This is a genomic window from Acinetobacter sp. YH01025, assembly GCF_013420185.1.
Classification (GTDB): domain Bacteria; phylum Pseudomonadota; class Gammaproteobacteria; order Pseudomonadales; family Moraxellaceae; genus Acinetobacter; species Acinetobacter indicus.
The window spans coordinates 139,942-165,359 of the sequence record NZ_VOYR01000006.1 but is presented as its reverse complement, the minus strand read 5'-3'; the positions used below and the strand labels follow the sequence as shown (position 1 = coordinate 165,359).

General features: G+C 44.6%; 23 protein-coding genes. 8 read left to right on the top strand and 15 right to left on the bottom strand.

The features are described 5' to 3' along the window. Positions 1 to 422: 422 nt before the first annotated feature. Positions 423 to 1,517 (bottom strand): acyl-CoA desaturase, encoded by a 1,095-nt coding sequence (locus FTT89_RS08520; protein ID WP_180006381.1) that lies wholly within the window; start codon positions 1,515 to 1,517, stop codon positions 423 to 425. A gap of 15 nt (positions 1,518 to 1,532) precedes the next feature. Next, a complete protein-coding gene (locus tag FTT89_RS08515) occupies positions 1,533 to 2,603 on the bottom strand; it encodes a ferredoxin reductase (RefSeq protein WP_180172829.1) in 1,071 nt (356 codons plus the stop codon). A gap of 207 nt (positions 2,604 to 2,810) precedes the next feature. Between FTT89_RS08515 and fabR the strand changes: the two genes are divergently transcribed. Continuing rightward, a complete protein-coding gene (gene fabR, locus FTT89_RS08510; protein ID WP_228151050.1) occupies positions 2,811 to 3,437 on the top strand; it encodes an HTH-type transcriptional repressor FabR in 627 nt (208 codons plus the stop codon). A 20-nt stretch (positions 3,438 to 3,457) separates the two neighbouring features. On the opposite strand, the gene FTT89_RS08505 is transcribed toward fabR, so the two are convergent. The 5 genes from FTT89_RS08505 to FTT89_RS08485 all read right to left on the bottom strand — a co-directional run bounded on the left by FTT89_RS08505 (position 3,458) and on the right by FTT89_RS08485 (position 9,279). Next, positions 3,458 to 4,258 (bottom strand): alpha/beta fold hydrolase, encoded by an 801-nt coding sequence (locus FTT89_RS08505; protein WP_016659144.1) that lies wholly within the window; start codon positions 4,256 to 4,258, stop codon positions 3,458 to 3,460. A gap of 108 nt (positions 4,259 to 4,366) precedes the next feature. Continuing rightward, positions 4,367 to 4,633 carry a PAAR domain-containing protein gene (locus tag FTT89_RS08500; protein WP_005178913.1) on the bottom strand — a complete coding sequence of 89 codons (267 nt, stop codon included), beginning with the start codon at positions 4,631 to 4,633 and terminating at the stop codon, positions 4,367 to 4,369. A 184-nt stretch (positions 4,634 to 4,817) separates the two neighbouring features. Continuing rightward, complete coding sequence (rapA, locus tag FTT89_RS08495; RefSeq protein WP_180108701.1) at positions 4,818 to 7,655, bottom strand: RNA polymerase-associated protein RapA; 2,838 nt, start codon at positions 7,653 to 7,655, stop codon at positions 4,818 to 4,820. A 139-nt stretch (positions 7,656 to 7,794) separates the two neighbouring features. Continuing rightward, on the bottom strand, positions 7,795 to 8,439 hold the full coding sequence (locus FTT89_RS08490) for an RluA family pseudouridine synthase (RefSeq protein WP_035363225.1): 645 nt from the start codon (positions 8,437 to 8,439) through the stop codon (positions 7,795 to 7,797). Positions 8,440 to 8,580: 141 nt separating this feature from the next. Further along, positions 8,581 to 9,279, bottom strand: a complete 699-nt coding sequence (locus FTT89_RS08485; RefSeq protein ID WP_180108702.1) for a phosphopantetheine-binding protein — start codon at positions 9,277 to 9,279, stop codon at positions 8,581 to 8,583. A gap of 205 nt (positions 9,280 to 9,484) precedes the next feature. On the opposite strand from FTT89_RS08485, the gene FTT89_RS08480 reads away from it, so the two are divergent. Beyond that, entirely contained in the window at positions 9,485 to 10,081 is a 597-nt protein-coding gene (locus FTT89_RS08480) for a hypothetical protein (protein WP_180108703.1), read from the top strand. Between the two features lie 84 nt (positions 10,082 to 10,165). Here FTT89_RS08480 and FTT89_RS08475 read toward each other — a convergent pair whose 3' ends face one another. Together FTT89_RS08475 and FTT89_RS08470 are read right to left on the bottom strand one after the other, a co-directional pair. Continuing rightward, on the bottom strand, positions 10,166 to 10,405 hold the full coding sequence (locus FTT89_RS08475; protein ID WP_180108704.1) for a transcription factor: 240 nt from the start codon (positions 10,403 to 10,405) through the stop codon (positions 10,166 to 10,168). Between the two features lie 225 nt (positions 10,406 to 10,630). Further along, positions 10,631 to 11,602: a GlxA family transcriptional regulator gene (locus FTT89_RS08470; RefSeq protein ID WP_180172828.1), complete on the bottom strand. Its 972-nt coding sequence runs from the start codon at positions 11,600 to 11,602 to the stop codon at positions 10,631 to 10,633. A 132-nt stretch (positions 11,603 to 11,734) separates the two neighbouring features. Between FTT89_RS08470 and FTT89_RS08465 the strand changes: the two genes are divergently transcribed. Both FTT89_RS08465 and FTT89_RS08460 read left to right on the top strand, forming a co-directional pair. After that, entirely contained in the window at positions 11,735 to 12,619 is an 885-nt protein-coding gene (locus tag FTT89_RS08465) for an MBL fold metallo-hydrolase (RefSeq protein WP_180134103.1), read from the top strand. A gap of 84 nt (positions 12,620 to 12,703) precedes the next feature. Next, the gene (locus FTT89_RS08460) at positions 12,704 to 13,246 is read left to right on the top strand and encodes a cysteine hydrolase family protein (protein ID WP_180134104.1); all 543 of its coding nucleotides are present in this window, start codon (positions 12,704 to 12,706) and stop codon (positions 13,244 to 13,246) included. A 202-nt stretch (positions 13,247 to 13,448) separates the two neighbouring features. Here FTT89_RS08460 and FTT89_RS08455 read toward each other — a convergent pair whose 3' ends face one another. The 4 genes from FTT89_RS08455 to FTT89_RS08440 form a co-directional block, all read right to left on the bottom strand. Beyond that, positions 13,449 to 13,865 (bottom strand): heme-binding protein, encoded by a 417-nt coding sequence (locus FTT89_RS08455; RefSeq protein ID WP_180036664.1) that lies wholly within the window; start codon positions 13,863 to 13,865, stop codon positions 13,449 to 13,451. A gap of 63 nt (positions 13,866 to 13,928) precedes the next feature. Further along, on the bottom strand, positions 13,929 to 15,230 hold the full coding sequence (gene hemL / locus FTT89_RS08450) for a glutamate-1-semialdehyde 2,1-aminomutase (protein WP_180108617.1): 1,302 nt from the start codon (positions 15,228 to 15,230) through the stop codon (positions 13,929 to 13,931). A gap of 42 nt (positions 15,231 to 15,272) precedes the next feature. Further along, positions 15,273 to 15,893, bottom strand: a complete 621-nt coding sequence (gene thiE / locus FTT89_RS08445) for a thiamine phosphate synthase (protein ID WP_016659151.1) — start codon at positions 15,891 to 15,893, stop codon at positions 15,273 to 15,275. Positions 15,894 to 16,430: 537 nt separating this feature from the next. Continuing rightward, positions 16,431 to 16,814, bottom strand: a complete 384-nt coding sequence (locus FTT89_RS08440) for a DUF962 domain-containing protein (RefSeq protein WP_104498527.1) — start codon at positions 16,812 to 16,814, stop codon at positions 16,431 to 16,433. 236 nt (positions 16,815 to 17,050) lie between these two features. Between FTT89_RS08440 and FTT89_RS08435 the strand changes: the two genes are divergently transcribed. Together FTT89_RS08435 and FTT89_RS08430 are read left to right on the top strand one after the other, a co-directional pair. After that, on the top strand, positions 17,051 to 18,508 hold the full coding sequence (locus FTT89_RS08435) for an inorganic triphosphatase (RefSeq protein ID WP_180006384.1): 1,458 nt from the start codon (positions 17,051 to 17,053) through the stop codon (positions 18,506 to 18,508). Positions 18,509 to 18,621: 113 nt separating this feature from the next. Then, on the top strand, positions 18,622 to 20,097 hold the full coding sequence (locus tag FTT89_RS08430; protein ID WP_180006385.1) for a CYTH and CHAD domain-containing protein: 1,476 nt from the start codon (positions 18,622 to 18,624) through the stop codon (positions 20,095 to 20,097). A 22-nt stretch (positions 20,098 to 20,119) separates the two neighbouring features. Here FTT89_RS08430 and FTT89_RS08425 read toward each other — a convergent pair whose 3' ends face one another. Beyond that, the gene (locus tag FTT89_RS08425; RefSeq protein WP_016659155.1) at positions 20,120 to 20,752 is read right to left on the bottom strand and encodes a hypothetical protein; all 633 of its coding nucleotides are present in this window, start codon (positions 20,750 to 20,752) and stop codon (positions 20,120 to 20,122) included. A 108-nt stretch (positions 20,753 to 20,860) separates the two neighbouring features. On the opposite strand from FTT89_RS08425, the gene FTT89_RS08420 reads away from it, so the two are divergent. Beyond that, on the top strand, positions 20,861 to 21,256 hold the full coding sequence (locus FTT89_RS08420; protein ID WP_005178954.1) for a DUF3144 domain-containing protein: 396 nt from the start codon (positions 20,861 to 20,863) through the stop codon (positions 21,254 to 21,256). A gap of 124 nt (positions 21,257 to 21,380) precedes the next feature. Continuing rightward, a complete protein-coding gene (locus tag FTT89_RS08415; protein WP_163170252.1) occupies positions 21,381 to 22,448 on the top strand; it encodes an amidohydrolase in 1,068 nt (355 codons plus the stop codon). Positions 22,449 to 22,589: 141 nt separating this feature from the next. Here FTT89_RS08415 and FTT89_RS08410 read toward each other — a convergent pair whose 3' ends face one another. Beyond that, entirely contained in the window at positions 22,590 to 25,352 is a 2,763-nt protein-coding gene (locus FTT89_RS08410) for a pitrilysin family protein (protein WP_035363281.1), read from the bottom strand. Between the last annotated feature and the right edge of the window lie 66 nt (positions 25,353 to 25,418).

The following is a 25,418-nucleotide window of genomic DNA, read 5'->3' as shown; positions in this document are numbered from 1 at the left end:
TTAGAAATAATTCACTGCATTTTAATTATGATTATGATTTTCAATTAAAAAATGTTTAATCCTAAATATTTTTACCAATTGTTAAAATGTGTAAATAATTAACATGTTTTTCATATACATATTTAACTGAGTGTCATCAATCTTGTTGTGCTTTAAATTTTCATCAAAACTATATACTTATACTCACATAGAGTATATAAGCTTGGATATCATTGTACTTATCAAGTAATTGGCATAAATGCTCAAAGTTAATCATTTATGTGAATTATTTTATAAACAATTAACAAAAATCATACCAAATAACCTTTTTCTCCAGATTTCCAAGTTGGCTGCTTTGTTTTTAGTTTTTATGGCTCTTTCTATACAATAAAAAAGGCAATTTCCTATAAAAATTGCCTTTTTTCTCTTAACGCATTTTATACTTATTTTTTAAACGGAAACGCATACTTGGCAATCCGTTTCAGTACACTGCCATATTGTTTAAACAGGCTGGCATTGTTGTAGTGCAAACCATATTTTTCACATACTGCCTGTACTTTTGGCGCCATCTGACGGTAACGGCGTGCCGGCACATCCGGATATAAATGGTGTTCAATCTGGTGGCTTAAGTGGCCAGTCAGAATATGGAACGCTTCTGAACCGGTCAGGTTAGAAGAACCGCGAATCTGGCGCATATACCAGTGACCACGGCTTTCATTTTTCAATACCGATTTTGGGAATACCTCAACATCTTTGGTGAAGTGACCACAGAAAATAATACTGAAAGTCCAGATGTTACGGATTCCGTTAGCCACCAGGTTGCCAGTGAATACCGGTAACGCAGCAGGACCAGCAATCAGCGGGAAGAACACATAATCTTTAAACAGCTGTTTAGAGATTTTGCTCTGTAAAGGTTTCCACTCTTCTTTCAGCTCAGCCTTGGTTTTACGGCCCATCCACACTTTACCAAGTTCCAGGTTTTGAATCGCAACACCCCACTGGAACAGTAAACAGAATGGAATACTGTAAATCGGTTGTAGCAGATGACCCGGTTTCCAGCGTTGTTCCGGGAACAGGCGCACCAGACCATAGCCGATATCATCATCCATACCTTTAATATTGGTATAGGTATGATGTTTGTAGTTATGGGTTTGACGCCAGTTTTCAGAAGTACCGACAATATCCCACTCATAGGTCTGACCATTGAATTTTGGATCGTTCATCCAGTCATACTGACCGTGCATGACGTTATGACCAAGCTCCATGTTTTCCATGATTTTGGCAAAGCCGAGCAGACCAGTACCCAAAATCCAGGCTGGCGGGAACCAGCCAGCAAACAGGCAGGCACGACCCGCAATAGAAGCATAACGGATGGTTGAGTATACACGTCGGATGTATTTGGCATCTTTTTCGCCTAAATCATCCAGCACTGCCTGCTTGATGGCGTCTAATTCACGCGCCAATTCATCCAGTTCTAATTGGGTTAATTCGCGGTTTTTAGGATTTTTAAAATATTCAAATTTGACTGGCATATTCATAGTGAGTGTACCCGCTTATAAGTCAATAACTAAGTCTGTTTGTGCCGAATTCACGCAAAGCTTGAGCAAATTACCCGGTTCGGTGTTTTGCGCACCATTCACCAGATTTTTGGTCGAGCCTTCGACTTTGTTGCAGGCACATTTATTACAAATTCCCATACGGCAGCCATGCTTCGGTTGAATATTCTGCTGCTCCAGGCTGGTCAAAATAGATTGGCCTTTGGGAATGGTCACGGTTTTATTCGATTGGGTTAAGGTCACCTGCACAAAACCAGCTTCTTCATTGAGCATTGGGCTCATGCTAAAGGCTTCAGTTTTTAATTGTTGTGCATGCGCAAACAGTTCTTCTACCCGTGCAGCAAAACCCGATGGACCACAGGCATAGACTGCGCTCTGTTCAATCTGCTCAAGGGCTTGCAGATGGCTTTCATTCAGACGCTGTGCCGGTGTTTCCCCTGCCTGGGTATAAAACACGTCAAAGCTAAAGTGTGGATATTGTGTCGCCCATTGTTCAAACTGGGTTTTAAAAGCAACATCGGCAAAGGTTTTTACCCAGTACATCAGTTTAACCGGGGTCTGCTTTAATTGACCCGATTTGGCCAAAGCATCGACCAGGCTATACATTGGGGTAATACCACTACCGGCAGCCAGCAAAATGAGTGGCTGTGTCGCTTCAGGCAACAACATATCGCCATAAGGCTGGCCAAATTCCAGAATATCGCCCACATTGGCCTGATTGACCAACCAGCTGCTGACTTTACCCTGATCGACTTTTTTAACGGTTAACAGCACATGCTGAGTATCCAGTTGCGTCAGGCTGTAGGTACGCTCATAGCGAATTCCTTCAATGGTGACAAAGACCGGGTGATGTTGGCCCGCCTGTCCAAGCTGGAATTTCTGATTGAACTGCACCATCAGGCTGACCATGTCCTGCGCGGTCTGCTGCTTTTGCACAATCTTGCCCAATGCCTGATTCACAGACCACAACGGATTGATTTTTTGTAACCAGAAGTTTGCCGAGTACGGATCAACAATCGCACTCGCAAGAGATTTGAGGGGAGATTTCGACTTTTCGATAACGTGCATAGCCTACACCACGCGATGAATTCTCAATTATTATACACATGTATATATATTTGTATATACGCTTGTATTGTTTCTATTCATTTCACAAGTTCACACACAACGGCTATACTACTGAAAAGCCTTTCAGCTCTGGACCCTATGACTCAGCCTGCCATGAAAATAAGTAATGATGTTCTTGCCCAAGATGTTCCCAACATCCGTGAACCCATGACGGTGCGTACGGTCGGCAGGAAAGCGACCATTACCAAGGAAGAGCTGTTTCAGGCTGCACTGAATCTGATCGGACCCCAAAAAAGTATTGCCTCTTTAAGCCTGCGTGAAGTCGCGCGCGAAGCCGGTATTGCACCGAATAGTTTTTATCGTCACTTTAAAGATATTGATGAGCTGGCCATTGCCCTGATTGACCGGGCCGGCCATGTGCTGCGTCAGATTCTGAATCAGGCACGTTTAAAAGCATCCAAACAGAACAGCATTATCCGCACCTCGGTTGAAGTCTTTATTGAACAGCTAGATGCTGATGAAGGTAATTTAAGTCTGCTGTTGCGTGAAGGCTATACCGGATCGACGTCTTATAAGCAGGCAGTGGAACGTCAGCTGAACTATTTCCAGCAGGAACTGAAAGATGACCTGATTCGTCTGGAGCGTTTGAATAACAGCAAACTGTCCCATCCGGAGATTGTTTCTTCAGCCATTACCCAGCTGGTGTTTAATATGGGTGCCAAAGTGATTGATATGCCCGCCAATGAACGTAAAATCATTGCCGAGCAAACCATGATCATGATCCGGATGCTGCTCGAAGGCGCACGCCATTTAGATGAAGCACAAATCCGTTAACTGGATTTTAAACTGCTTATTTAAAGTGTTGATCGAATCCGCTGCTGCACATCGCGTGCGCTCTGCTCAGGAGATTCCAGCGGGAACATATGCCCACCCGCTACAACACTAAACTCAATGCCATATATCTTTTTTAGTCCCTGCGGGAAACCTTGCTTATAAAAAGCACTCTGCTCTGCCGTGATTAAATGCACCGGTAAATTTGGGGCTTTACGCGGCCAACGCCACCACCAGCTTGGTACAGTTCTAAAAATATCTGCCTCGACCTGTTTTGGAATCTGTAAGCTGATGCCGGCCTCATCTTCTCTAAGACCATGCCGGATAAAATCCTGAAAACAGCGCTCATCAAACTGTTTAAACAAGGCATTGCCACGTAACTGCTGATAAGCCTGCTCACGGCTAGACCAGGCGTCTTTACGTTTCAGACTCAGCCCGGCCGGGGTTAAACGGTCAATCTGTTTTGAACCCAGCTTTTGCAATAACTCGAATATCGGCGCTGTTTTACCAATCACAAAAGGCGGGTCCATTAAAATCAGCTGGCTAAATAAATCTGGCCGTTGATAAGATGCCATCAGCAACACCAGCGCGCCAAAAGAATGCCCCAAACCGACCACCGCCTGTTTTGGTGTTTGTAACTCGATATCGGCAATGACCTGCGCCACCAGTTTTTCCCATTTTGGCTCAACCGGATAGTCCGGATTCAGGCCAATGACCGGAATATATTTCAGCTCAATATCGGCATCAAAATAATCAAAAAAGGTCTGATAGCAAGGACTGGCGATGCCATTGGCATGGGCAAAATAAACAACAGTTTTGGTCATAAAGGTATTTGAAGCAGATAATCCATTTTGCAGGAGGTAATTTTAATTTTTGCTGCGATTCTCAAGATTAGCCAGGCTGGTTCAACACTCTACGCCTGACCAATATATTTATTTAGCCGACACCACCAGATTCTGGCTAGGCAAGAAAGTTGCGCCGCAGGTGGTTTTATCACCAACAATCACCACACCACGCCCTTTGACCTGGGTGGTTGGATCGGCCGCAATGGCCGCTACTGTAGTTTTACATTTTGGACAATAATGCTTCATGCCATTTAAATGCACGGCAATGCCATTAATAACAAATGAACTTTCACATTCAGCAACCACACCGCCATGTGAAGTTTTAGAGCCTAAAGTGACTAATGCTTTACCCATCGTTGTTATATCTTTTAAAAATTTGGCTCATCTTAGCATGAACATTTTACCGGACTCTAGTGCACTGATCGCTGGGCTGTTTATGTCAGGCAAATCAGCATAAAAAAGCACCCTTCAAATTAGACTAAAAGTGTCCAACTTTCGGGGTGCAGTTCAGAAGGTGCTTTTCTAAAAATTACGACTGTTATGGTTTAACCACCACCATCACCTGAATCGCTTCCGGGGTAACCGCAATACCGTCAAGCAGGCTTAAACCTTCTTTTTGCAATTTCTGCAAACGGCTGATTTCATCTTCACGGATGCTTGGGTTAAATTGCTTCAGATACGTTAGACGGTCAATTTCATATTGCCATTTCGCGCCATACATTTCTTTGGCCTGCTCTTTTAAGCCCGGCAAGGCAGTTTTGGCAATGTCCAATGCCTGTGCATAACGCTGCTCAATCACCTCGCGGCGTGCTTTTACCACCTGACGGCAGCTATTGCCATCTAAATGATGTAAATACGGTTTTAAGATTTCAGGGGCAATTTTTTGCGACAGATCCTGACCTTTTTCACTCAGCAATACACGAATCAATTGCTGCGGCAAGCTTGATGGCAGGTTCAATGCTTTTGGTGCAATCACATCAACCTTGAACCACACTTCCAGCAGCACCGAACCTTGCGGTAATGCAGCTGACTTTAACACCGCCACATTGGTACTACCAAAGCTTTGGGTATTGATCATTTCCATCACGCTTTCGGTAAATGGATGTTCCAAAGTCAGATATTGTGCATCTTCGCGGATTTGAGCCTGATCACGATAGAAAGTCGCAGTCATGCCCTCTTCATCTAAAGTCAGACCTTGCACCTGCATCTGGTCTGTTGGCTTGATGATGACTGTGCCATTGCTTTGTTCATCAAAGTCGATGTTGGTTGAAGCCATAAAGCGCTTCATGAACATTGGCAAGGTAGTGTTGTCATCATAATCTTCCAGCGCCTGGACAATTTCCTGTGCCACCACCGGACGGCAAGAGTTGTATTCCAGTAAACGGTCACGGCCTTCCAGCAATTCAGCTTCCAAAGCTTCGCGCTGTACGCTAACCGCTTCCAGCAATTCTTCAAACTGCTGGCCTTGATCTGCCAGTAAGCAGTCTTTTAATTCAACAATGAAGTTTTCCTGCAAAGTCTGCGCCGTTGGGGAAATATTGCTGAAAATATTCAACGCTTCGTTATACCAGCGGAACATGCGTTCTTGCGCCGTACCGAGTAAATACGGCACATGAATTTGAATCCGATTTTCCTGACCAATCCGGTCTAGACGGCCAATTCGCTGTTCCAGTACGTCCGGGTTCGCCGGTAAATCAAATAAAATTAAATCCGATGCAAACTGGAAGTTACGCCCTTCTGAACCAATTTCCGAACAGAGCAGGATTTGCGCACCATAGGAATCTTCTGCGAAATACGCCGCCGCCTGGTCACGTTCCAGCAGGCTCATACCTTCATGGAACATCGCAGTACGAATACCGGCGTGTAAACGCAGTGCATTTTCTAGCGCTTCCACCACCGGACCACTACGTGCAATCAGTAGCACTTTTTTGTGTTTTAAATCGCTGCGCAGCTTTTCCATCAGCCACATTACACGCGGATCGGTTTCCATCCACGCACCATCAAGCTGGCCTTCTTCTGGCCACATCTGTTCACGTAGCTTGCCTTCTTTGGCCCAGTGCTCTGGGGCTGGCAGTGGTGCTGGCTGACAGTCCCGTCCCGGGAAGCCCTGAATCGCTTCACGGGTGTTACGGAATAAAATACGGCCGGTACCATGACGGTCTAACAGTTCATGAATGGCGCGGAAACGCTGTTCCGGATGGTCTTCAATGCGATGGCCCAGTAAGCCTTCCAAAGCGGCCAGATGACCTTCTTCCAGTGGCATGTCGGACATCAGCACTTCGGCAATTTTGGCTGTTTGCTGATATTGCGCTTCTTCATCCAGGAAACGGTCCAACGAACTGAAACGCTGCGGATCGAGCAGGCGTAAACGGGCAAAGTGACTTTCAACACCCAACTGTTCCGGGGTTGCAGTTAAGAGCAACACACCGGCCGTTTGTTCAGCAAATTCTTCGACCAGATCATAACGGTCATTGCCGCCTTCTTCTTCTGACCACATCAGGTGATGCGCTTCATCAACCACCAGTAAATCAAAACCAGCTTCAAGTGCCTGCTCACGCAGATCTTCGTGGTCAATCATCAGGTCAATAGAAGCAATAATACATTGCTCGGTCAGGAACGGGTTTAAATCCGGGTCGTGTTCTTTAATTGACGCTGTACGGGTCAGATCAAATAAAGAGAACTGCAGGTTGAAACGGCGGCGCATTTCAATCATCCACTGATATTGCAGTGAATCTGGCACCAAAATTAAAATACGTTCAGAACGGCCGGTTTTGAGCTGCTGATGGATAATCAGACCGGCTTCAATGGTTTTACCCAAACCCACTTCATCGGCCAGTAATACACGCGGTGCAAAACGCTTACCGACTTCGTGGGCAATATAGAGTTGATGCGGAATCAGGCCAACGCGTGAACCAATCAGGCCACGCAGCGGACTGCTGTGCATATTGGCCTGCATCAACAGCGCTTCAATACGCAGGTCGTACCATTCTTTATAGTCAATCTGGCTGGCCAGTAAACGGTCTAAGGGTTTAGACAGCTGGATTTGCGCGCCAATTCGGGTTTCATTCAGCGATTTCTGTTCTTCTGAACCATCTTCCAGCTGACGTACCACGTTATAACGCACCACGCCACCGCGATCTTCCAGACTCTGAACCGTCCATTTCAGGCCTTCCTGGTCCTGTACTTCATCGCCCGCATTAAACACGATACGGGACAAAGGTGCATTGTTACGTGCATAGACACGGGTTTCGTCACTCTTGGGGAATAAAATGCTGATTGAACGTTCATCTACATCAATAAGAACGCCTAAGCCCAGTTCTGTTTCTGTATCTGACAACCAACGTTGACCAATAGCAAACTGCTGCAATTTTTCCACCTTTTTCTAGAAGTTAGGACTGTCGCGTTATCACTCAAGGACTGCTTGCCATTTGAGCAAAATTTGACATCGTAAAGCAATATATTTTGACATAAAGCCCACCAAAAAGTGAGCTTAAATTCATGAGGATATGTTTCCCTTAAAACGGCACCGGGCAATTAAACTCCAGTGTTTCTCCCGTTTGAGGATGTTGAAAACTTAAATACGCCGCATGCAAACACAGGCGTGGAGACAGCTGTTGCTGCTCTGGCGTGGCATATAAGGTATCGCCAATAATTGGATGACCCAGATATTGCATATGCACCCGCAGCTGATGCGAACGGCCGGTAATGGGAACGAGTTTGACCCGCGTAACCGCCTGTCCATTTATTTCAAACTGTTCCAGCGCCTGCCAGTGGGTAAGCGCCGGTTTCGAATGAGAAGGATCGGCCATATGCAACGGCGGACGGGTTGGATCATAGACCACCGGCACATCAATGGTGCCTTCGCCGTATAGATGCCCGGCCACCACTGCCTGATAATGCTTATCGGTCTGGCGTTCCTGAAACTGGCGTGAAATCTTGTTTTGCCCCAAGCGGCTAAGACCAAACACCAAAATACCTGAGGTGTCACGATCCAGACGATGAATTAACAGGGTTTTAGGCTCAATGGCGACCAAACGGCTGATCAGGCAGTCTTGTAAATCTGCTGTTTTTCCTGGCACTGTGAGTAAGCCGGCCGGTTTATGGATGAGCATAAAATCTTCATCTCGATAAATCAGGTGTTCGGTTAGAAAATTACTCAAAGTACACTTCCAGGCTGATCGCGAAAATAAGGCGGCAATGATAAAAACCTTGCACCACAATTACAATGCAATTTGCGCAAATTGCAGACGTTTTTTCCGATTTTGCTGAATAAAAATGTCAATTTTCTGAAAATGGCAAATTTAGCCCGTTAAAATCTGCAGCAATCCGTGTAGTGTGGGTTTGGACTGCAGATCTTCATAGCGAATATTGGCGCCATTGGCACGCCATAAACCGACCAGACTGACCATACTTACCGAGTCCAAACCATAGTGACGCAGATCTTCATGCGGGTCGATATCCAGCGCATCCATATCCAGCTGTTCGGCTATGGCCAGTAAAATGCCTTTGCTGGACAGGATATATGCCAAGGGCGCACTGAGACTCCAAAGCCGGTTCAGGCTATAGCTAGTCAGATGATGCAGCCCCTGCTGGGAGATATTTTCAATCCATTGGATATGCTGCTCCTGATTGGCCAGTAGAATCGCATCATCCACCACACAGAGCTGTTCGGTCACGCTATACAGATGCGGTAAAATCTGTTTTAGCATTGGCGTGACCTGACCGGCAAAAATCAGTTGGGGATGGGTTGAAGCGTATTCACCCAGCTGCTGCATGCCTTGCATCAGATCATCGCCGTATAGATCGACAATAGGAATGTCCAGTGCTTTGGCTTTATTGCTGATCTGGATCAGATGAGTCATCAGGTCGCTGTCCTGTATACCTACCATCATCCTTAGGTTTTGCAGTCCTACCAGTACCAAAACAGATTCATTTGATGCAAGCTGCCATTTGGCTTGAGATGGTACGAGTTGGATTTTTTTGGGCATGAGGTACAGCATGGAAGGCTCTTATAAATACAAAATAGCATGATGATTCATGCTATTTTAGTTTAGCATCGATTTAAAAAACACTTTGATTTCACAGACGTTTATTGTTCTAATTTCGTATAATCGCCATTATCTTAAATAAGCATAATTCAATACAAGCAATTGATCGAACTATAGATTAATTTAGGTAGTTAAATCATTAACCCTATTTGAAACAATGAAAATAAAAACTTACTCTTCTAAAGGCTTTATCGGAGTTTTATTGCTCATAATATTTATGGCATGGTTTGTACTTAAATGCATTCCTCTATCAGAGCAAGAACAAAATGCAAAAATTAGTAGCAAAATGGAAAGACAACGGCTTCGATTGGCTCAAGAATTTGATAGGTACACTCTAGAGGAACAAGCACGATTGCCAAAATATGATTCCCGTAAATATGCCCTAATTAAACGTAATAGCAGATTCTGGTTAATACCTAGAGAATATTTTAGTGATAATGGTTTTCATATAAGGTGGCCAAATACGGTAAATAGGCTACTAAAAAGAAATTGGGAAAATAAATCTAATAAAAAATACCCTATTGTGCGAGTCTTGATGGAGTCACGACAATTTAATGCATCTACAGGTTATGCAGGTAATGATAAATTTCTAAATGTAGAGCCATGCAAAAATGGAAATGATTGGTTTATTTGGAATGGAATAAATGTTCGGATATACCCGAGTGATGTACCTAATCTTTCAGATAGGCAGCGTTTAGATATATGTTTAACAGTATTAAAAATACTCAATGAGGAAATAAAGGAAATAAATTAATTAACTTTAAGATTTCCTTAAATTAACATAATACACGTTATATGAAATTAAAAAGGCTTAGTCATGACTAAGCCTTTTTAGCTTTTAAATCATATTTACCTTAAGTCCAGCCAATTTTAAACGCTCTGTAATATTTCGCATTTTACTAAATTCGGTACCGTAACTAAGTGGTAGACCCACTCCCTCACAAAACTCTTTAGAAGTTATATTTTTTAATTCATCTGCATATTTAATCATCTGTAAATGTAATTCAGCAGTTTGCCTGTTTCGAGGTGCTTCATTCATAGCCAATCGGATGCGGTCATATATTTGTTGTTCATTCATAGCTAAATTATCCAAATAATCAAATTTATATAAATAATATAATTTGTATAAATTATATTGTCAATTTTTTTACCGATTTTATTGGCAAAAACTATCAAAATCGATCATAAAAAAGCCGACTTGTTTCAAAATCGGCTTTTTGGGCATTTTGGGATTTTTCTGGTTTTGTTAAGTGTTTGATAATTATATTAATATACAAATGTACTTCGTATAATATCCATTATGTTAAATGGGTGGATTATTTTCATTAATGATCCCAAAAGCTTTTCTCCATGCCTGAGGGCTGGTGCCATATTTTTCACGAAAATTTTTTCTAAATGACACGGTATTATTAAAACCTGAAAGCTCGGTTATCTTTTCGATAGACAAGTTTGTCGTTTCTAAAAGTTCACAACTTAATCTGATTCTTTCAGTATTCAGCCAATCGACTAGGGTCATGCCTGTCGCTTTCTTAAAATGCCGTGTGAACGTCCTGCGTGTCATATGTGTCCGTTCAGCGAGGCTTTCAATATTATGTTGTAAAGCTAAATTCTTTCTTAAAAAATCAAGTAATACATTAATTTGTGCATCTTGGCTCGATTCTGCGACTGGCTGTTCAATAAACTGAGCTTGCCCACCTTCACGGTGAGGCGGGATCACCATTACTCTAGAGACTTTATTCGCAATTCGTGCATTATAGATTTCTCGTACCAAATATAGGCAGCAGTCTAATGCTGCACCTGTTCCAGCAGAGGTTACAATCCTTTGGTCTTCTACATACAGGGCATCATGATCAAGTTGAACCTGTGGAAACCGCTCACTGAAATCTTGTTCAGCCATCCAGTGCGTAGCTGCTTTTTTATGGTCAAGTAAACCAGCATATGCCAGTGCATAAGTTCCATAGCATAACCCTACAATTCTAATTCCAGTCTGATATGCACAATTTAGGGCATCGATAAGTACTTGTTCAGGCTCGTGATTAAAATCATCCCACCCAGGAATAATAATAAGATCCGACTCTTTAATGAGCTCGACCCCACCATCAGGGATAGTCATCATAGACTGTTCTGTTGTTACGGGCTGGCCATCTATAGAAAAAATTTTCAGATCAAATAAGGGTTTATCTTCAATCTTGATATTGAAAATGATATGGGGGATAGAGAAGTGAAATGGATTTATATTGGGATAAACGAACAATCCAATCACTGGTATAGCCATTCGATCTACCTCTCTAAAATAATAAATATAGCATGTTGTCCCAATAGTTTCGATGATTGTCCTTAAGGACAATTTTTTTGTTTGATGATTTCTATCATGATTCAAGTATGACTAAATGATTGGATCTAGAACATGAATAAAATTTTAAGTAGCTCTGTTATTGCACTCTCTCTGGCAATGGCTTCAGTCCATTTATATGCGAATGATAAAGTGGTTCAGCGAGATACCTCTAAAGTGACGCATATACAAGAAATTCGCAATGCAACGATTAAAGTAACCTATGCGGATACAACTTTTTTAATTGACCCAATGTTTGCTAAAAAAGGGTTCTATGAAGGTTTTCCTGATACTCATCGTAGCTATTTACGGAATCCATTAGTCGATTTGCCTATTAAGCCTGAAACGATTTTAGAAGGTGTAGATGCGGTAATCGTGACCCATACACATTTAGATCATTGGGATGATGCAGCACAAGCGACTATTCCGAAAAACATGCCGTTGTTTGTACAGAATAAAGAAGACCAGAAAATCATTCAGTCACAAGGCTTCAAAGATGTTCGTGTATTAACTCAAGCGACCTTTGAAAGGATTAAGCTCACTAAAACTGGTGGTCAACACGGTACTGATGCCATGTACCGTATTCCTAAGCTTAAAGCTGGATTAGGTGAAGCAATGGGTGTGGTATTTGAAGCTGCTGGCCATGAAACTGTTTATGTGGCAGGCGATACCATCTGGCGTTCTGAAGTTGATCAAGCGATTCAAACATTTAAACCTGATGTGATTGTCTTGAATACAGGTAACGCCTTGGTTGATGGCTTTAAAGAATCCATTATTATGGGCAAAGAAGATACTTATCATGCAACTCAGAAAGCACCAAATGCTAAAGTGGTTGCTGTTCACATGGATGCAATTAACCACATGTCGGTAACACGTGCTGAGCTTGCAGATTACGTAAAGGACAAAGGAATCCAAGATAAGGTTTTAATTCCTATCGATGGTGAAACGCTTTCTTTCTAAAGTGACTTAAAGAAGTGGAAGCATTCCACTTCTTTAAAAACCTAAGTAGAACAAAACAAATATTAGTTAAGTAAAGGAACAGATATGTCAAAATCAGCTTTATTAGTTATCGACTTACAAAATGAATATCTACCTACAGGTAAATTACCATTGGTAAATATTGAACAAGCTGCTGCTAATGCAGTGAAAGTAATTGCGAAGGCCCGTCAACAGGGTACACAAGTTATTCATGTCCAACATATTGCTGATGCTGAATCTCCTATATTTGAACCTAGCTCAAATGGTATTGAATTTCAGGACACAGTTAAGCCGCAAGAAGATGAATCTGTGATCATTAAAAATCACATCAATGCGTTCTTAAACACGAATCTCAAAGAAATTTTAGATAGCAATCAAGTGACTGAGTTAGTCGTGATTGGTGCTATGAGCCATATGTGTGTTGATGCTGCTGTTCGTGCTGCTTCTGATTTTGGTTATAAGGTAAAAGTGATACATGATGCTTGTGCAACACTAGACTTGGAATTTAATGGCGTTAAAGTACCTGCTGGTCATGTCCATGCAACATTAATGGCCGCTTTTGAATTTGCATATGCTCAAGTAATATCAACTGAAGATTATGTTAGCTAAAGACTAAGATTTCCTAAAATTAACATAATACACGTTATACGAAATTCTTTTGATTTCCTTTTTAAATCATAATTTTATTGTATATAGGCAAGCCCAATCATTAGCGATTGGGCTTTTTAATTCATATTTAACGTTCCACGCTTCATTTTGGTACAACTTTGGATGAATTTATTGAGTTGAGCTAATCAATTTTTTTCTTGAATTAACTTTGCTGTGCTACAAACTTCTCAATCGCTACCCGTGCAATCTCCGCATCTTCAAACGACTTCACACCCGACACACCCATCGCACCGACGAGCTGCCCTTGATACATAATCGGTTCACCACCTTCTAGCATCCCTGAAAATGATTCCATGGTCAGGAAGCCCATCTGACCGCCTTTGATAATATCTTCAAACAGTTTGGATGCATGGCGACTCATGGCAGAACATTTGGCTTTTTCGATGGCTAGATTTGCAGTCATTGGTGCTGCCCCATCCATACGTTTCATGGCCAGTAAACTGCCCGTTTCATCCACCACGGCAATACTGACATTAAAGTTATGCTGTATCGCATATTGATGCGCTTCATTTAATAGAAATTCAGCATCACTTAAAGTCAAATAATGTTTGGTTTTCATTTTGATCTCGAATTAACTGAAGCTTCCCTCTCCTTTTAGGAGAGGGTTAGGGAGAGGTCAAATTTACGCTTTCATCTCAGCAAAAGTGGCTTTTGCCGCCTGAATAGTAAACTCGATATCTTCATCGCTGTGCGCGCTTGAAATAAAGCCGGCTTCAAATGCAGATGGTGCCAGGTTCACGCCACGCTCCAGCATGCCGTGGAAGAATTTACGGAAAGCATCGACATCACATTTCAGCATCGAGTCAAAGCTGGTGATATCGTCCTGATCGGTAAAGTACAGACCAAACATCGCGCCCACTTGCTGGGTTTTAAACGCAATACCGGCTTCATCTGCCGCTGCCTGTAAACCGGCCAGCAGTTTTTCCAGTTGTGTACTTAATTTTTCATAGAAGCCTGGCTCACGCAGATGTTTAAACATCTCGATACCGGCACGCATCGCCAGCGGGTTCCCCGACAATGTTCCGGCCTGATACACCTTACCCAGTGGTGCAATACATTCCATCACTTCTCGTTTACCACCGAAAGCACCGACCGGTAAGCCGGCACCAATGATTTTACCCAAGGTGGTTAAATCTGGGGTAACGCCATAATGCGCCTGCGCACCGCCTAAGCCAACACGGAAACCGGTCATCACTTCATCAATAATAAACACCGAGCCATGTTCATCACAGACATCACGAATGGCTTGCAAGAAACCATCAACTGGCGCAACCAGGTTCATGTTACCGGCAACCGGTTCCACAATCACCCCGGCAATTTCTGAACCAAACTTGGCAAAGCATTCTTTTAAGGTGGCAATATCGTTATATGGCAGGGTTAAGGTGTGTTTGGCAAAATCCGCAGGAACACCGGCAGAGGTCGCTTCACCCTCACCTTTGGTTAACAGGCCAGAACCGGCTTTCACCAGTAATGAATCTGAGTGACCGTGGTAACAGCCCTCAAATTTCACGATCTTGTCACGGCCGGTATAACCACGTGCCAGACGAATCGCGGTCATGGTCGCTTCAGTACCGGAGTTGGTCATACGCACCAGTTCAATTGATGGCATGATTTCGCAGATAATATCGGCCAGCGTCGTTTCATGAACAGTTGGCGCACCAAAACTTAAACCGTCTACTGCAGCATCCTGCACCGCTTTAATAATCGCTGGATGGGCATGACCCAAAATCATTGGCCCCCATGAACCAACATAATCGACATAGCGTTTGCCATCTACATCATATAAATATGCGCCTTGGGCTTTTTCAATAAAGACCGGCGTGCCGCCTACACCATTGAACGCACGCACCGGTGAGTTCACGCCACCTGGAATATGTTTGCTGGCTTGTTTAAATAATTGTTCTTGCTTTGGAGATAGGCTCATGAATCGACTCAACTCAAAATAAAATCAGACAAAAATTTCGGCTTAAACCGCCTTTTTAAATAGTTCAGACCAGTCATATACGCGTTGAGCAACGGTATGCATCGGACGACCTAATATATCACTAATCACCGCACAAAGGTCGGCACCAGCATCAATCACCTGCTGACCATTTTCCACGGTTAACCCACCAATCGCGCAGATCGGTACATTCAGTTTTGCTTTGGCCTGCTTTAAGGTTTCTAGACCAATATTGCCGGCTTCCGGCTTAGTATCGGTGGCGAAAATTGCCCCAAATGCCACATAGTTAGCGCCATCGGCAATGGCCTGCTCTGCCAGTTCAAGTGAATTGTTACAGCTGCGGCCAATCAGGACATTCTTCGGTAAACGTGCTGCGGCTTCGACAATTGAGCCATCATCTTGACCCAAATGCACGCCGACACCATATTTTACCGCAGCTTCCAAATCATCATTAATCACAAATGGCACTTTGTACTGTGCACACAATGATTTCATATATTCAATTTCATAAGCCTGATCTTCTTTTGCCACCTTTTTACGGCGATATTGCAAGACTGCAACTTCATAGGTCGCCATTGCACCTTCAAGTTTGGCTAAAAGCAGTTCAATCGGATCATCATTGGTAATTAAATATAAGCCACGCATTTTGCCTGCCTGAAACACCTCAAAAAATTGGCTCTCATTATTACATAGTTACAGCTCAAGAGCAGGCCTTGCCTGTATTTTCGCTGATGCTTTGTTTCAGTTCAGATTTTTATGCAAAATCCCTAGTATTGGGGATAGAGTCAGCGCCGGTTTCGGTATTTACTAGGACTCACAATAATAACGATATAAGTTGTTGTTTTTTATTTTTTTATATCAATAACAACCAACGTGCATTCATGGTCTCATGGACGTACTAAAATTTGATGCCAGGACGCATTTGGGGAAATGTGATCAAACGCTAGTACGTCCACACTCTTTTGACTCGCTTCATTCTTTTTATTTCAATGATTCCAGCTATAAAAAAAGCCCGGAGAAAGGTCACTCCAGGCTTGGAAAGTTAAAAACTGATGTCATCAAAGTGTCATACACTCTGCATTGCTTCAATTAATAGAACATTCACTCTACAATTTCAATGAATTTTTTGACCATTCATCTTATTTTTGACCGAAAGTTTTAGTTTTGCTCGAAAAATGAAGATTAGCTGTCAATTTTATCCAGTGCGCGGTCTTTAAGACTCAGGTTGCCGCGCAGAATGTCGGCAAACATTCGCCAGTCAGAAATAAAGCTATACAGCGGCTGTTTAAAGCTGGCCGGCTTGTTTTTTTCAAAGAAAAAATGACCGACCCAGGCGCAGGCATAACCGGCCACCAGTCCATAGACAAAGTAGCGTGGCTTACGCTGCCTGACCATTTGTGTCAGGCAAATCAGGCCGATACCACTGCCCAGCATATGCAGACGCCGGCTCATGATATTGCGGTGTTCGGTTAAATAAAAACGATAAAACTCGTGATAATTTTGAATTGGACCTTGGGGCGTATCATCCGTTTTTTTTGCCCATTCGGTGTTGAGGGGTGCGTTCATATTCATCATCCTGATGCTCTGTTCTTGCTCAAATTACCGCATTTTCTGTACAAATAAAAGCCACTTTGTTCGCTCGATTTTTCTGGCTGCTTTTTTCAGGACAGATTTTGGTTACAATCAGAAGCCTTAAACAATGAACGCCTTTTCTGGACGCTTGATAATAATTTTGTATAGCGGCGTCATCTGCCAGAAAGCTAATTTTTTGCTGTATTGCTCAATTTTTTAGGACCAATTGAATGATCGAGATTGAATTAAAATTTCAAATTCCTGATGCGCGCCGTAATGCCTTACTTAAAGCGCTGGATCCTAAGAAATCTGAAAGCATTTCGCTGCAAGCCCGATATTATGACACTACCGACCGCCTACTGGCACAGCATGGTATTGCGCTGAGACAACGCTTGGAAGGCACGCGCTGGGTGCAAACACTGAAAGCCGGCAAAACCCATATTGAACGTTTTGAACATAATCATGACCTGGGCGAACTGCACCAGCCACCTGCGCTTAATTTAAGCATTTACGATGCCGCTCCTGAAGCCAGACAGCTACTAGATACAGTCCTCACGCAGACTGAAAGCCCGCTGCAACTGCAATTTGAAACCGATATTACGCGTACTTCGCGTGTTATCCAGCTAGATGAAGTGGAGATTGAAGCCAGTTTAGATGTGGGCTGTATTCGCAGTGGTGAACGTGAATATCCCGTCCATGAAATTGAGTTTGAATTAAAATCTGGTTCGGTGCAGGCCCTGCTGGCCTTCTGTTTTGAATGGGTCAAGAAATACCAGCTCTGGTTAGATGTACGCAGCAAGGCCGAAATGGGCAATTTGCTGGCTTTAGACTTACAAGTCAGCCCGCCGCGTCTGGCTGAAGAATTCCGTTTAAATAAAAAAGCCTCAGCCGATCAGAATTTAAGACTGTTAATTGCCCAGCAATTGCAGCATTTACTGCCGAACATTGCGGCCATTTCAGCCGGTGTTAATGAAGCCGAGCATATTGTGCAGGCACAGAATGCACTAAATCAGCTGTATTTAACCGTGCATTTGCTCAAAGACTGGAGTGCGTCTATTTCGGAAAAATGGGCCAATCAGTTACTGGCGTTTAGACAGCAGTTTGACCAGCTGCAACATTTAGAGCACATGCAAAATACCCTCGGCACCTTTTTGCAGAATCCGAATACCGCCTCGAATCTGGCCAAAGATATTTTATATGCTAAAGAGAAACTGGCCAATCTGGTGAAATCGACCCAGAATGTACATCATTATCTGGAACTGTTGATGTTTAGCCTGGATGAAGATGCCTCCCACCCTGCGCAGGATTTAAAACAGGCCGCTCAGCAGACTTTGCAGCATCAATATAAATTACTGCAAGAACAGCTAAACCAGACCAGTCAGACCGATTTTGACAGTCTGGATCAGCTGGCGCAGAAAATTAATGCCCTGAAATTTATTTTCCCGGTACTCACCACGATCTATGATGTTAAAAACCTGCAAAAGTACAGCAAAGCCCTGAACGATGCCCAACTGGCCGCGCAGGAATATCAGGTTCTTTCCTCCGCTGCGCTGTATATCCAGCAAACTGAGCTGGAAGCCAGCGACTGGTTTGTACTCGGCTGGTTGACCGCAAAACAGGAAGTCCATGCGCAAGCCTTGCTGGATGCCACCGAACAATTCCTGGTGAGCCGCAAGTTTATTAAGTAAGTTCCGCCACTCCCCGCTCCGGCCAGACAAAAGAATACGCTTTATGGCTACTTTTTATGCATGGCTTGGCCTATAGTAAGGTCAATCAAGAATAAAAATTGCAGGAGTTGGTTATGGCGGAAATCGAACTGAAGTTTCAGGTGCCGGTGCATCAGCGCCGCATCTTTGAAAAAGCCATTGCCAATAAAAAAGCAGTGCCAATGCAGCTGTGGGCCAAATATTATGACAGTCCTGAGCAGCAGCTGGCACAGCATGCCATCGCCCTGCGTCAGCGTCTGGAAGGTCAACGCTGGTGTCAGACCTTAAAAGCACCGGGGCAGCATCATTTTGAACGTTTTGAACTGGAACTTGCCCTCGGCCCGGATGAACCGGAGCAGCTGGATTTAAGCCTGTATCAGGAACATAAACAGGCGCAAACCTTGCTAAAACAGGCGCTGGAGCTGAAAAAAGCCGATTTAAAAAATACCGGTCTGGAACTGCAATTTGAAACCGATGTGCAACGCCTGATTGTGCTTGAACAAGTTAAAGACAGTGCAATTGAACTGGCCTTTGATCAGGGCGAAGTCCGCACACCAACAGCGCAAAGCGATATTTACGAAGTCGAGTTTGAACTGAAACATGGCGATGTTAGCGACCTGATTGATTTTGTTCAGCCATGGGTAAAACGCTATCAGCTCTGGCTTGATGTTCGCAGCAAATCACAGCGTGGCCAGATGCTCAAGAATCAGCAGAACATCTTGCCTGTTCAACATCAAACGCCTTTTAGTCTCGATAAACATGATTCGAGTAGCCACGCGCTGGCCAAAATTGTCAACAACTGTCTGACTCATTTATTACCAAATGCCACCGCGATTGCCGACAATCATTATCAGAGTGGTCATGTGCATCAGGCCCGTGTGGCCATTCGCCGTTTACGCAGCGCGCTGAAAATTTTTGGACACTGGTCCGAACAGGTACAACCCGAGTGGCAAGCACAATTGGCAGAACTATTCCGGCAACTTGGTTCCACCCGCGACCGCGATGCGCTGAGTGAAAGCCTGATGCCACGTCTGGCCGAGGCCGGCTCTCCCCTCGCAGAACTGCCGGCAAGTAGCGAAAGCAGTGATGAAATTGATGCACTGTTTCGCGCGCCAGAAACAGTGCGCCTCTTGCTGGAGCTGCTACAGTTTAGCCAGTGCACAGCACATGAAGATGATCAATCGCTGAAAAAACAGGTACGGAAACAGCTTGCAAAAATGCACCGGCAAATTTTTCAGGATGCCGTGCAGTTTGAACATCTTGACAGTGAACAGAAGCACCGCACCCGCAAACGAGTCAAACGCCTGCGTTATTCAGTCGAGTTTATTGCCTCTTTATTTGAAGCGGATGCCGTCAAACAGTATCTGAAAGCACTGAAACCGGCACAGGAATCTTTGGGGCAGTTTAATGATCTGGTGGTGGCCGAAGCCCTGTTTCAACATGAGGTTCAGCAAAACCCCCAGGCCTGGTTTGTTCTGGGCTGGATTGCTGCCGAGCAAAAGCATGTTCTGGCCGAAGCCCAGCAGCATTTGCTGGAATTTACCCGCAGCAAAACCTTCTGGTCGGACTAAAGCCCTGCACGGAGATAATCATTTAGCGGTACTTGCCAAATACCTTCCAGGTCCCGTTATCGGCCAGCGGATCATGATAACTATCGCTCCGCTGCTTGCGCGGTTTTTCCCGGGCATCCACCAGCTGAAAATGCGGTTCGACACTCAGCACAATACCGTTGACATAAAAACGGGTGCGGGTGTATTCACTTTGCCCATGCTGAAACACATAGGTACGCAAATCAATAAACTCACGGTGTGCCACCAGTGCGGCGCTGTCGTCACTCTCCAGCCACTGTTTCATCGCCAGCATCTGCGTAGCATCAAACTGGCCGCACTTTTCCATCAAGCTGGCCAGACCGCGAAAAGTTTTTGATTCTTTGGCCCGGGTTTTATTAATCCGGATTCGGTCAACATGAAAGAAAAATAAAGGCAGGTTTAAGTGACTTGGCAGATGAATGGCATCCAGCACTTCATCTTCCATAAAGGGCTGAAACAGCTCTTGTGCCCGCTCAATCAATCCGGACCATTGCTGGAAATAGGCTTCAACTTCAGCCGGATTGCCATAATAAATTGGCAGCCCTTCTACATTGGCCAGATGTGCCGGCGGCCAGATGTTTTGTCGCAGCAGCGCAATATCACTTTTTAGACTTTGAACCGCAATTGCATCTTGCATCGTGATTCCTTTTTCTTGCTTAGGCTATTTTTAGAGTAAGACAAAGGTTTAGTTTCTGCAAGGCTTTGCCTATAATTATTGTTTATGATTTTAGCTTAGGAAAAATTCATGGTTCAAAAGATTGAAGCAACCGATGTTACCGAAGAAGAAGCGTTAAATGCTGCTTTCTTTGAACGTGCTGATGAATTTATCAAACAGGCCAACGAATTTTGTCGCGTCGAAAAAGGCTCACAGGAACAACCGGCGGAAAAACGCGGTCAGGTCAGTGCTGCCATGTTGTTTGGCACGGCGCGTTTTAATACCTGGGTCGCAGCCAACAACTTCAAAGATGGTGAGGAAATGCGCGCGGCCAAAGATCAGGTCATGTCCTACATTTTGCAGCAGTTCCAGATGATGCTGGAAGACAATTATGATGAATACTGTGAACAGTTCGAGAACTATTTACGTTTCCGTCGTAATGAAGAATTTCACAGCAATAAACACAAACATGATCACGATCATTAAATTGCTAAAAAAAGTCCACCCTGTTGGGCTTTTTTAATGTCATCTTTTCGATAAATACCCTTTTCTTTTTTGCAGACTTGGCTTTGAATAAAATAGACATCTTCAAGGATCAAACCAACCTGCTATGCAAAATCTTGGATTTGCACTGATTGATGCGCATATTCATCAATGGGACCCGTATAACACACCACACAGCGCACGCTTGGCGGTCAAGCTGCTGGGGAAATATCCACGCTTACTGGATAAAACCATCCGTACGCTAAAATCCAAAGCGCTGATTGACACCCTGGGACATACCCAGCATGTCACTGCCCCCTATTTGCCCGAACATTATTGCCGCGATGTCGGCTTTTATCCGGTTGAAAAAGTGGTGCATGTGGAGGCCAGCTGGCATGACCACAAAGGCAAAGGTGTGGTTGGAGAAACCCGTTTTATTGAATCGCTGGATTTTGCCAAAAATGGTATCCAGCTGGGTGCAGTGGTGGCCACGGCCGACCCGCGTGACAGCCAGTTTAAACAGATTCTGAAAATGCATCAGAAAGCGGCGCCGCAACATTTTCGCGGGATTCGTAAAATGGCTGCGGTTCATGAAGATAAAGACATTTATGCCTGGGCCGATGATCCGCATTTATACCGTGACAAAAAATTTCTGAAAGGCTTTGAACTACTGGCACAGCATAATTTAAGTTTTGATGCCTGGGTCTATTCCAGCCAGCTGGAAGATGTGATTGCCCTGGCAAAACAGTTTCCGGAAACCTCAATTGTGCTGGATCACCTCGGTACACCGGCCGGTCTGTTTGGTCCGGTCGGCTCGCATACCGGTATTACCCAAACTGCGCGCGACAATATCCTGTTTCGCTGGCAGGAAGACCTGGCTGAACTGGCGCGCTGCCCGAATGTCTATACCAAATTGTCGGGGCTGTTTATGCCGGTACTGGGCCATCAGTTTCACCAGCAGCAACGGCTGGCCTCAAAACAGGAAATTATTGATTTAACTGCCCCGCTGATTCAGCACGCGCTGAAAAGTTTTGGTATGTATCGGGTGATGTTTGGTTCCAATTTCCCGATGGATCGGGTCAGCAGTGACTTAGTCACGATTATTGATGCCTTTAGCGATGTGGTGGCGACGTATCATCCGCAGGCATTAGCGCAGGTGTTCCATGATAATGCCAAACAATTCTATCGGCTCTAATTCTCTATGATAAATTCACCTCATACTTACTCATAGCACCTATAAGGATTGCTGGCAGATGGGATCAGTGCCAACATAACCGGCTTCATAAAAATCTCCCGTTTAGGGAGATTTTTTATATGAATGATCTGTAATCAGCACTTATTTTACCGGCTGACCATATTGATCAGCCATGACTTCGACCCAATGTTGCGGCAGCAGATATTTCTGGATCACCGCATCAATATCGGCTTTGCTGAGTCGGGCAATGGCCTGATCACGTTTTTCCCGATACGGTAAATCACGGTCAAGTTCCAGCTGTGCCACCAGCATCCGGTGAATACGGCGCTCATCTTCCAGCGCTGTGACACGCTGTTTCAGAATGTCAGCCTTGGCCGCCGCTACTTCCTGTGCAGTCACACCATTTTTGCGCAACTCCTGAAAGACTTTATGTACCGCCTGCGACAACTGCGCCGCTTTACCGGCAGTATAGTTGGCACTCACACTGAGGGCACCGGAATTTTCAAAGCTGCTTAAACTGAGCGAACTGCCAAAACTGTAGACCAGCGCATTTTTTTCACGCAGCTCTTGCGCCAGACGTGAGGTCAGTTGTGAGTCCCCTAAAATATGACTCATGACCATTAATGCGGCTGCATCGGGATGATCATTTCCCACGGGCAGGGTCATCACGCCCTGATAACTGCCAAACTCACGCTGTTCGGACAGTACATGCTGTTTTTGCGCCGCATAGCTGTTATACGGCACGCTTAAACGCTGATACGGCTGTGCTCCGTTCCAAGTGGCAAACTGCTGTTGCAACAGCTTGAGAACCGGCTTGGCCTCATAATCGCCGGTAATGGCAATCCGGGCATGATCCATGGCAAAAAACTGCCGATACAGCTGTTTGACTTTCTCATTGCTGGCCTGGGTCAACTGCTGCTTGGCAAATTCCGGCTCGAAGTGATAACGCAAATCTCCCGGCTGATAACGCTCGATCAAACGTGCCATATTTAAGGCAGCCACGGTTTCCGGCTCGGTATACGGCCGGTCCAGACTGGCCAGACTTTGTGCCTTGATCAGATCAAACTGGGCCTGTTCAAACAGCGGCTTTTTCATGATTTCCAAGACAAATCTGAAAAACTCATCAAATTTATCTTTTTTGGCCACAATCGAAATGGCCACGCCATTGCTATTGGCCTGTGCCGAAGCTGAACCACCGGCGTCAATGGATTTGTCGGCAATATCCTGCAGGCTGTACTGATCTGAGGCACGCAGCATTAAATAGGCCATCAGGTCAATAATCTCGCCCTGATTAAACAGCGATTTTTCATTGCCAAAATCGACTATAATGGTGGCGTAGGTTTTATCGTCCCGGGTCGAGGTGGGAAACAGTGCATATTTCATGCCATTGGCCAGTGTGCCACGCTGGATTTTGGCTTCAGTCTGGCTTAAGGCCTGTTTGGATGTGTGCAGATACTGCTGAATTTCCTGCTCATAGCTGCTGATGTCTTTGAGTGGCTCGGCCTGTACATCCATTTGATCGAGGGTTTTCAGCGGTTCAGCAGCCTGCTGTTGCTGGGCCTTTTTCTGCTCTTCTGGTGTCGGCTGAATATGCCCGCGCATACGATGTTCAGGAATCAGGAATTGCTGTAAACGTGTATTGACCTGATCCACCGTTAAGGCCTGTAATTCCTGTTGATGGACAAAATACTGTGCCCAGTTGCCCTGCTCCGATACCACATAATCACTTAGCATACCGGCAAGAGCACTGGCATTGCTAAACAGACTGTCCTGGCTATTACGAATCAGGGTTTTGACCCGGTTCAGCTCGGTCTGATTAAAATTTTTGCCCTGCTCGACACCCTGCTGCAAGGCAGTTTCAACCTGCTTGGCATTATGAGTCGGTGCATACAAGGCACCCATAAAGACCAGATTAAAATCCTGATCCAGCCAGGTGGTCGATTGCACCATGGTGCTGATACCGGTTTCAACCATGCCCTGATACAAATGCCCGCTCGGCTGCATGGTGTATAAATACGGCGCCAACGCCAGAGCGGTTTTATGCTGGCCGTTCTGACCATTTAAATAGATATTGAACTTGGCCAGCTGGCTGCCTTTTTGCACTAAAAAATCCCGGTTTTTGATGGTACGGGCATCCAGCACTGGCACCTTGACCTGTGCCGGAATCTGGCGTTTGGCCAGCGGACTAAAATGCTGATCAATCTGCTTGAGTACCTGAGCTTTATCAAACTTGCCGGTCAGCACCATCACGGCATTATTCGGTGCATACCAGTTACGATAAAAACGCTGCAATTCCGGCATCTGAATCGACTGCAGCTCATTCAAATCACCAATGGGTAAACGGCCCAGATACTGGTTGCCATAGGCTGCTTTCCAGACCTGATCCATTAACACCGCATAGGGCTGATCCATACGCACTTCGCGTTCACGCTTCACAATCGCAATTTCTGCCGGCACAAATTTTTCTTGCAGCACCAGCTTGTCCATACGCTCGGCTTCAAGATAAATCATCTCATTAATGGCCGTCTGATCTGGGCGGATGGTGTTCAGATATTTGGTCGAGTAGTAATCGGTGCTGGCATTATTGCTTAAGGTGTACTGGTTTAAACGGCGCTGGAATTCATCTCCCGGGACATTCTGGGTGCCTTTAAACGCCAGATGTTCCAGTAAATGCGCCATACCGCCTTTGCCTTGGGGATCATTCAGGGAACCGGTAAAGTAGATGGTACTCATCACCACTTTATTTTCTTTGGCATTCGGCGCCAGAATCACCCGAAAACCATTATCCAGCCGGTATTCTTCAATCTGCTGTTCAGATTTTACCAACACCGGCTGGGCAAATGTCGTAGCCCCCACACCCATGATCAGCAAAGACAGGCTGAGCTGTTTAAACCGCATTAACATAATTTTTTCAATACCTTTTACCTGCTGCAGCCGCTTGCATGACTGCAGCATTAAATTGTTTGTTGT

What these genes read in the sequence shown, in the direction of transcription:
- FTT89_RS08520 (WP_180006381.1), bottom strand. Translation starts at nt 1,517, where the DNA reads ATGAATATGCCAGTCAAATTTGAATATTTTAAAAATCCTAAAAACCGC.
- FTT89_RS08515 (WP_180172829.1), bottom strand. Translation starts at nt 2,603, where the DNA reads ATGCACGTTATCGAAAAGTCGAAATCTCCCCTCAAATCTCTTGCGAGT.
- fabR (WP_228151050.1), top strand. Translation starts at nt 2,811, where the DNA reads ATGACGGTGCGTACGGTCGGCAGGAAAGCGACCATTACCAAGGAAGAG.
- FTT89_RS08505 (WP_016659144.1), bottom strand. Translation starts at nt 4,258, where the DNA reads ATGACCAAAACTGTTGTTTATTTTGCCCATGCCAATGGCATCGCCAGT.
- FTT89_RS08500 (WP_005178913.1), bottom strand. Translation starts at nt 4,633, where the DNA reads ATGGGTAAAGCATTAGTCACTTTAGGCTCTAAAACTTCACATGGCGGT.
- FTT89_RS08485 (WP_180108702.1), bottom strand. Translation starts at nt 9,279, where the DNA reads ATGCTGTACCTCATGCCCAAAAAAATCCAACTCGTACCATCTCAAGCC.
- FTT89_RS08480 (WP_180108703.1), top strand. Translation starts at nt 9,485, where the DNA reads ATGAAAATAAAAACTTACTCTTCTAAAGGCTTTATCGGAGTTTTATTG.
- FTT89_RS08475 (WP_180108704.1), bottom strand. Translation starts at nt 10,405, where the DNA reads ATGAATGAACAACAAATATATGACCGCATCCGATTGGCTATGAATGAA.
- FTT89_RS08470 (WP_180172828.1), bottom strand. Translation starts at nt 11,602, where the DNA reads ATGGCTATACCAGTGATTGGATTGTTCGTTTATCCCAATATAAATCCA.
- FTT89_RS08465 (WP_180134103.1), top strand. Translation starts at nt 11,735, where the DNA reads ATGAATAAAATTTTAAGTAGCTCTGTTATTGCACTCTCTCTGGCAATG.
- FTT89_RS08460 (WP_180134104.1), top strand. Translation starts at nt 12,704, where the DNA reads ATGTCAAAATCAGCTTTATTAGTTATCGACTTACAAAATGAATATCTA.
- FTT89_RS08455 (WP_180036664.1), bottom strand. Translation starts at nt 13,865, where the DNA reads ATGAAAACCAAACATTATTTGACTTTAAGTGATGCTGAATTTCTATTA.
- hemL (WP_180108617.1), bottom strand. Translation starts at nt 15,230, where the DNA reads ATGAGCCTATCTCCAAAGCAAGAACAATTATTTAAACAAGCCAGCAAA.
- thiE (WP_016659151.1), bottom strand. Translation starts at nt 15,893, where the DNA reads ATGCGTGGCTTATATTTAATTACCAATGATGATCCGATTGAACTGCTT.
- FTT89_RS08440 (WP_104498527.1), bottom strand. Translation starts at nt 16,814, where the DNA reads ATGAACGCACCCCTCAACACCGAATGGGCAAAAAAAACGGATGATACG.
- FTT89_RS08435 (WP_180006384.1), top strand. Translation starts at nt 17,051, where the DNA reads ATGATCGAGATTGAATTAAAATTTCAAATTCCTGATGCGCGCCGTAAT.
- FTT89_RS08430 (WP_180006385.1), top strand. Translation starts at nt 18,622, where the DNA reads ATGGCGGAAATCGAACTGAAGTTTCAGGTGCCGGTGCATCAGCGCCGC.
- FTT89_RS08425 (WP_016659155.1), bottom strand. Translation starts at nt 20,752, where the DNA reads ATGCAAGATGCAATTGCGGTTCAAAGTCTAAAAAGTGATATTGCGCTG.
- FTT89_RS08420 (WP_005178954.1), top strand. Translation starts at nt 20,861, where the DNA reads ATGGTTCAAAAGATTGAAGCAACCGATGTTACCGAAGAAGAAGCGTTA.
- FTT89_RS08415 (WP_163170252.1), top strand. Translation starts at nt 21,381, where the DNA reads ATGCAAAATCTTGGATTTGCACTGATTGATGCGCATATTCATCAATGG.
- FTT89_RS08410 (WP_035363281.1), bottom strand. Translation starts at nt 25,352, where the DNA reads ATGTTAATGCGGTTTAAACAGCTCAGCCTGTCTTTGCTGATCATGGGT.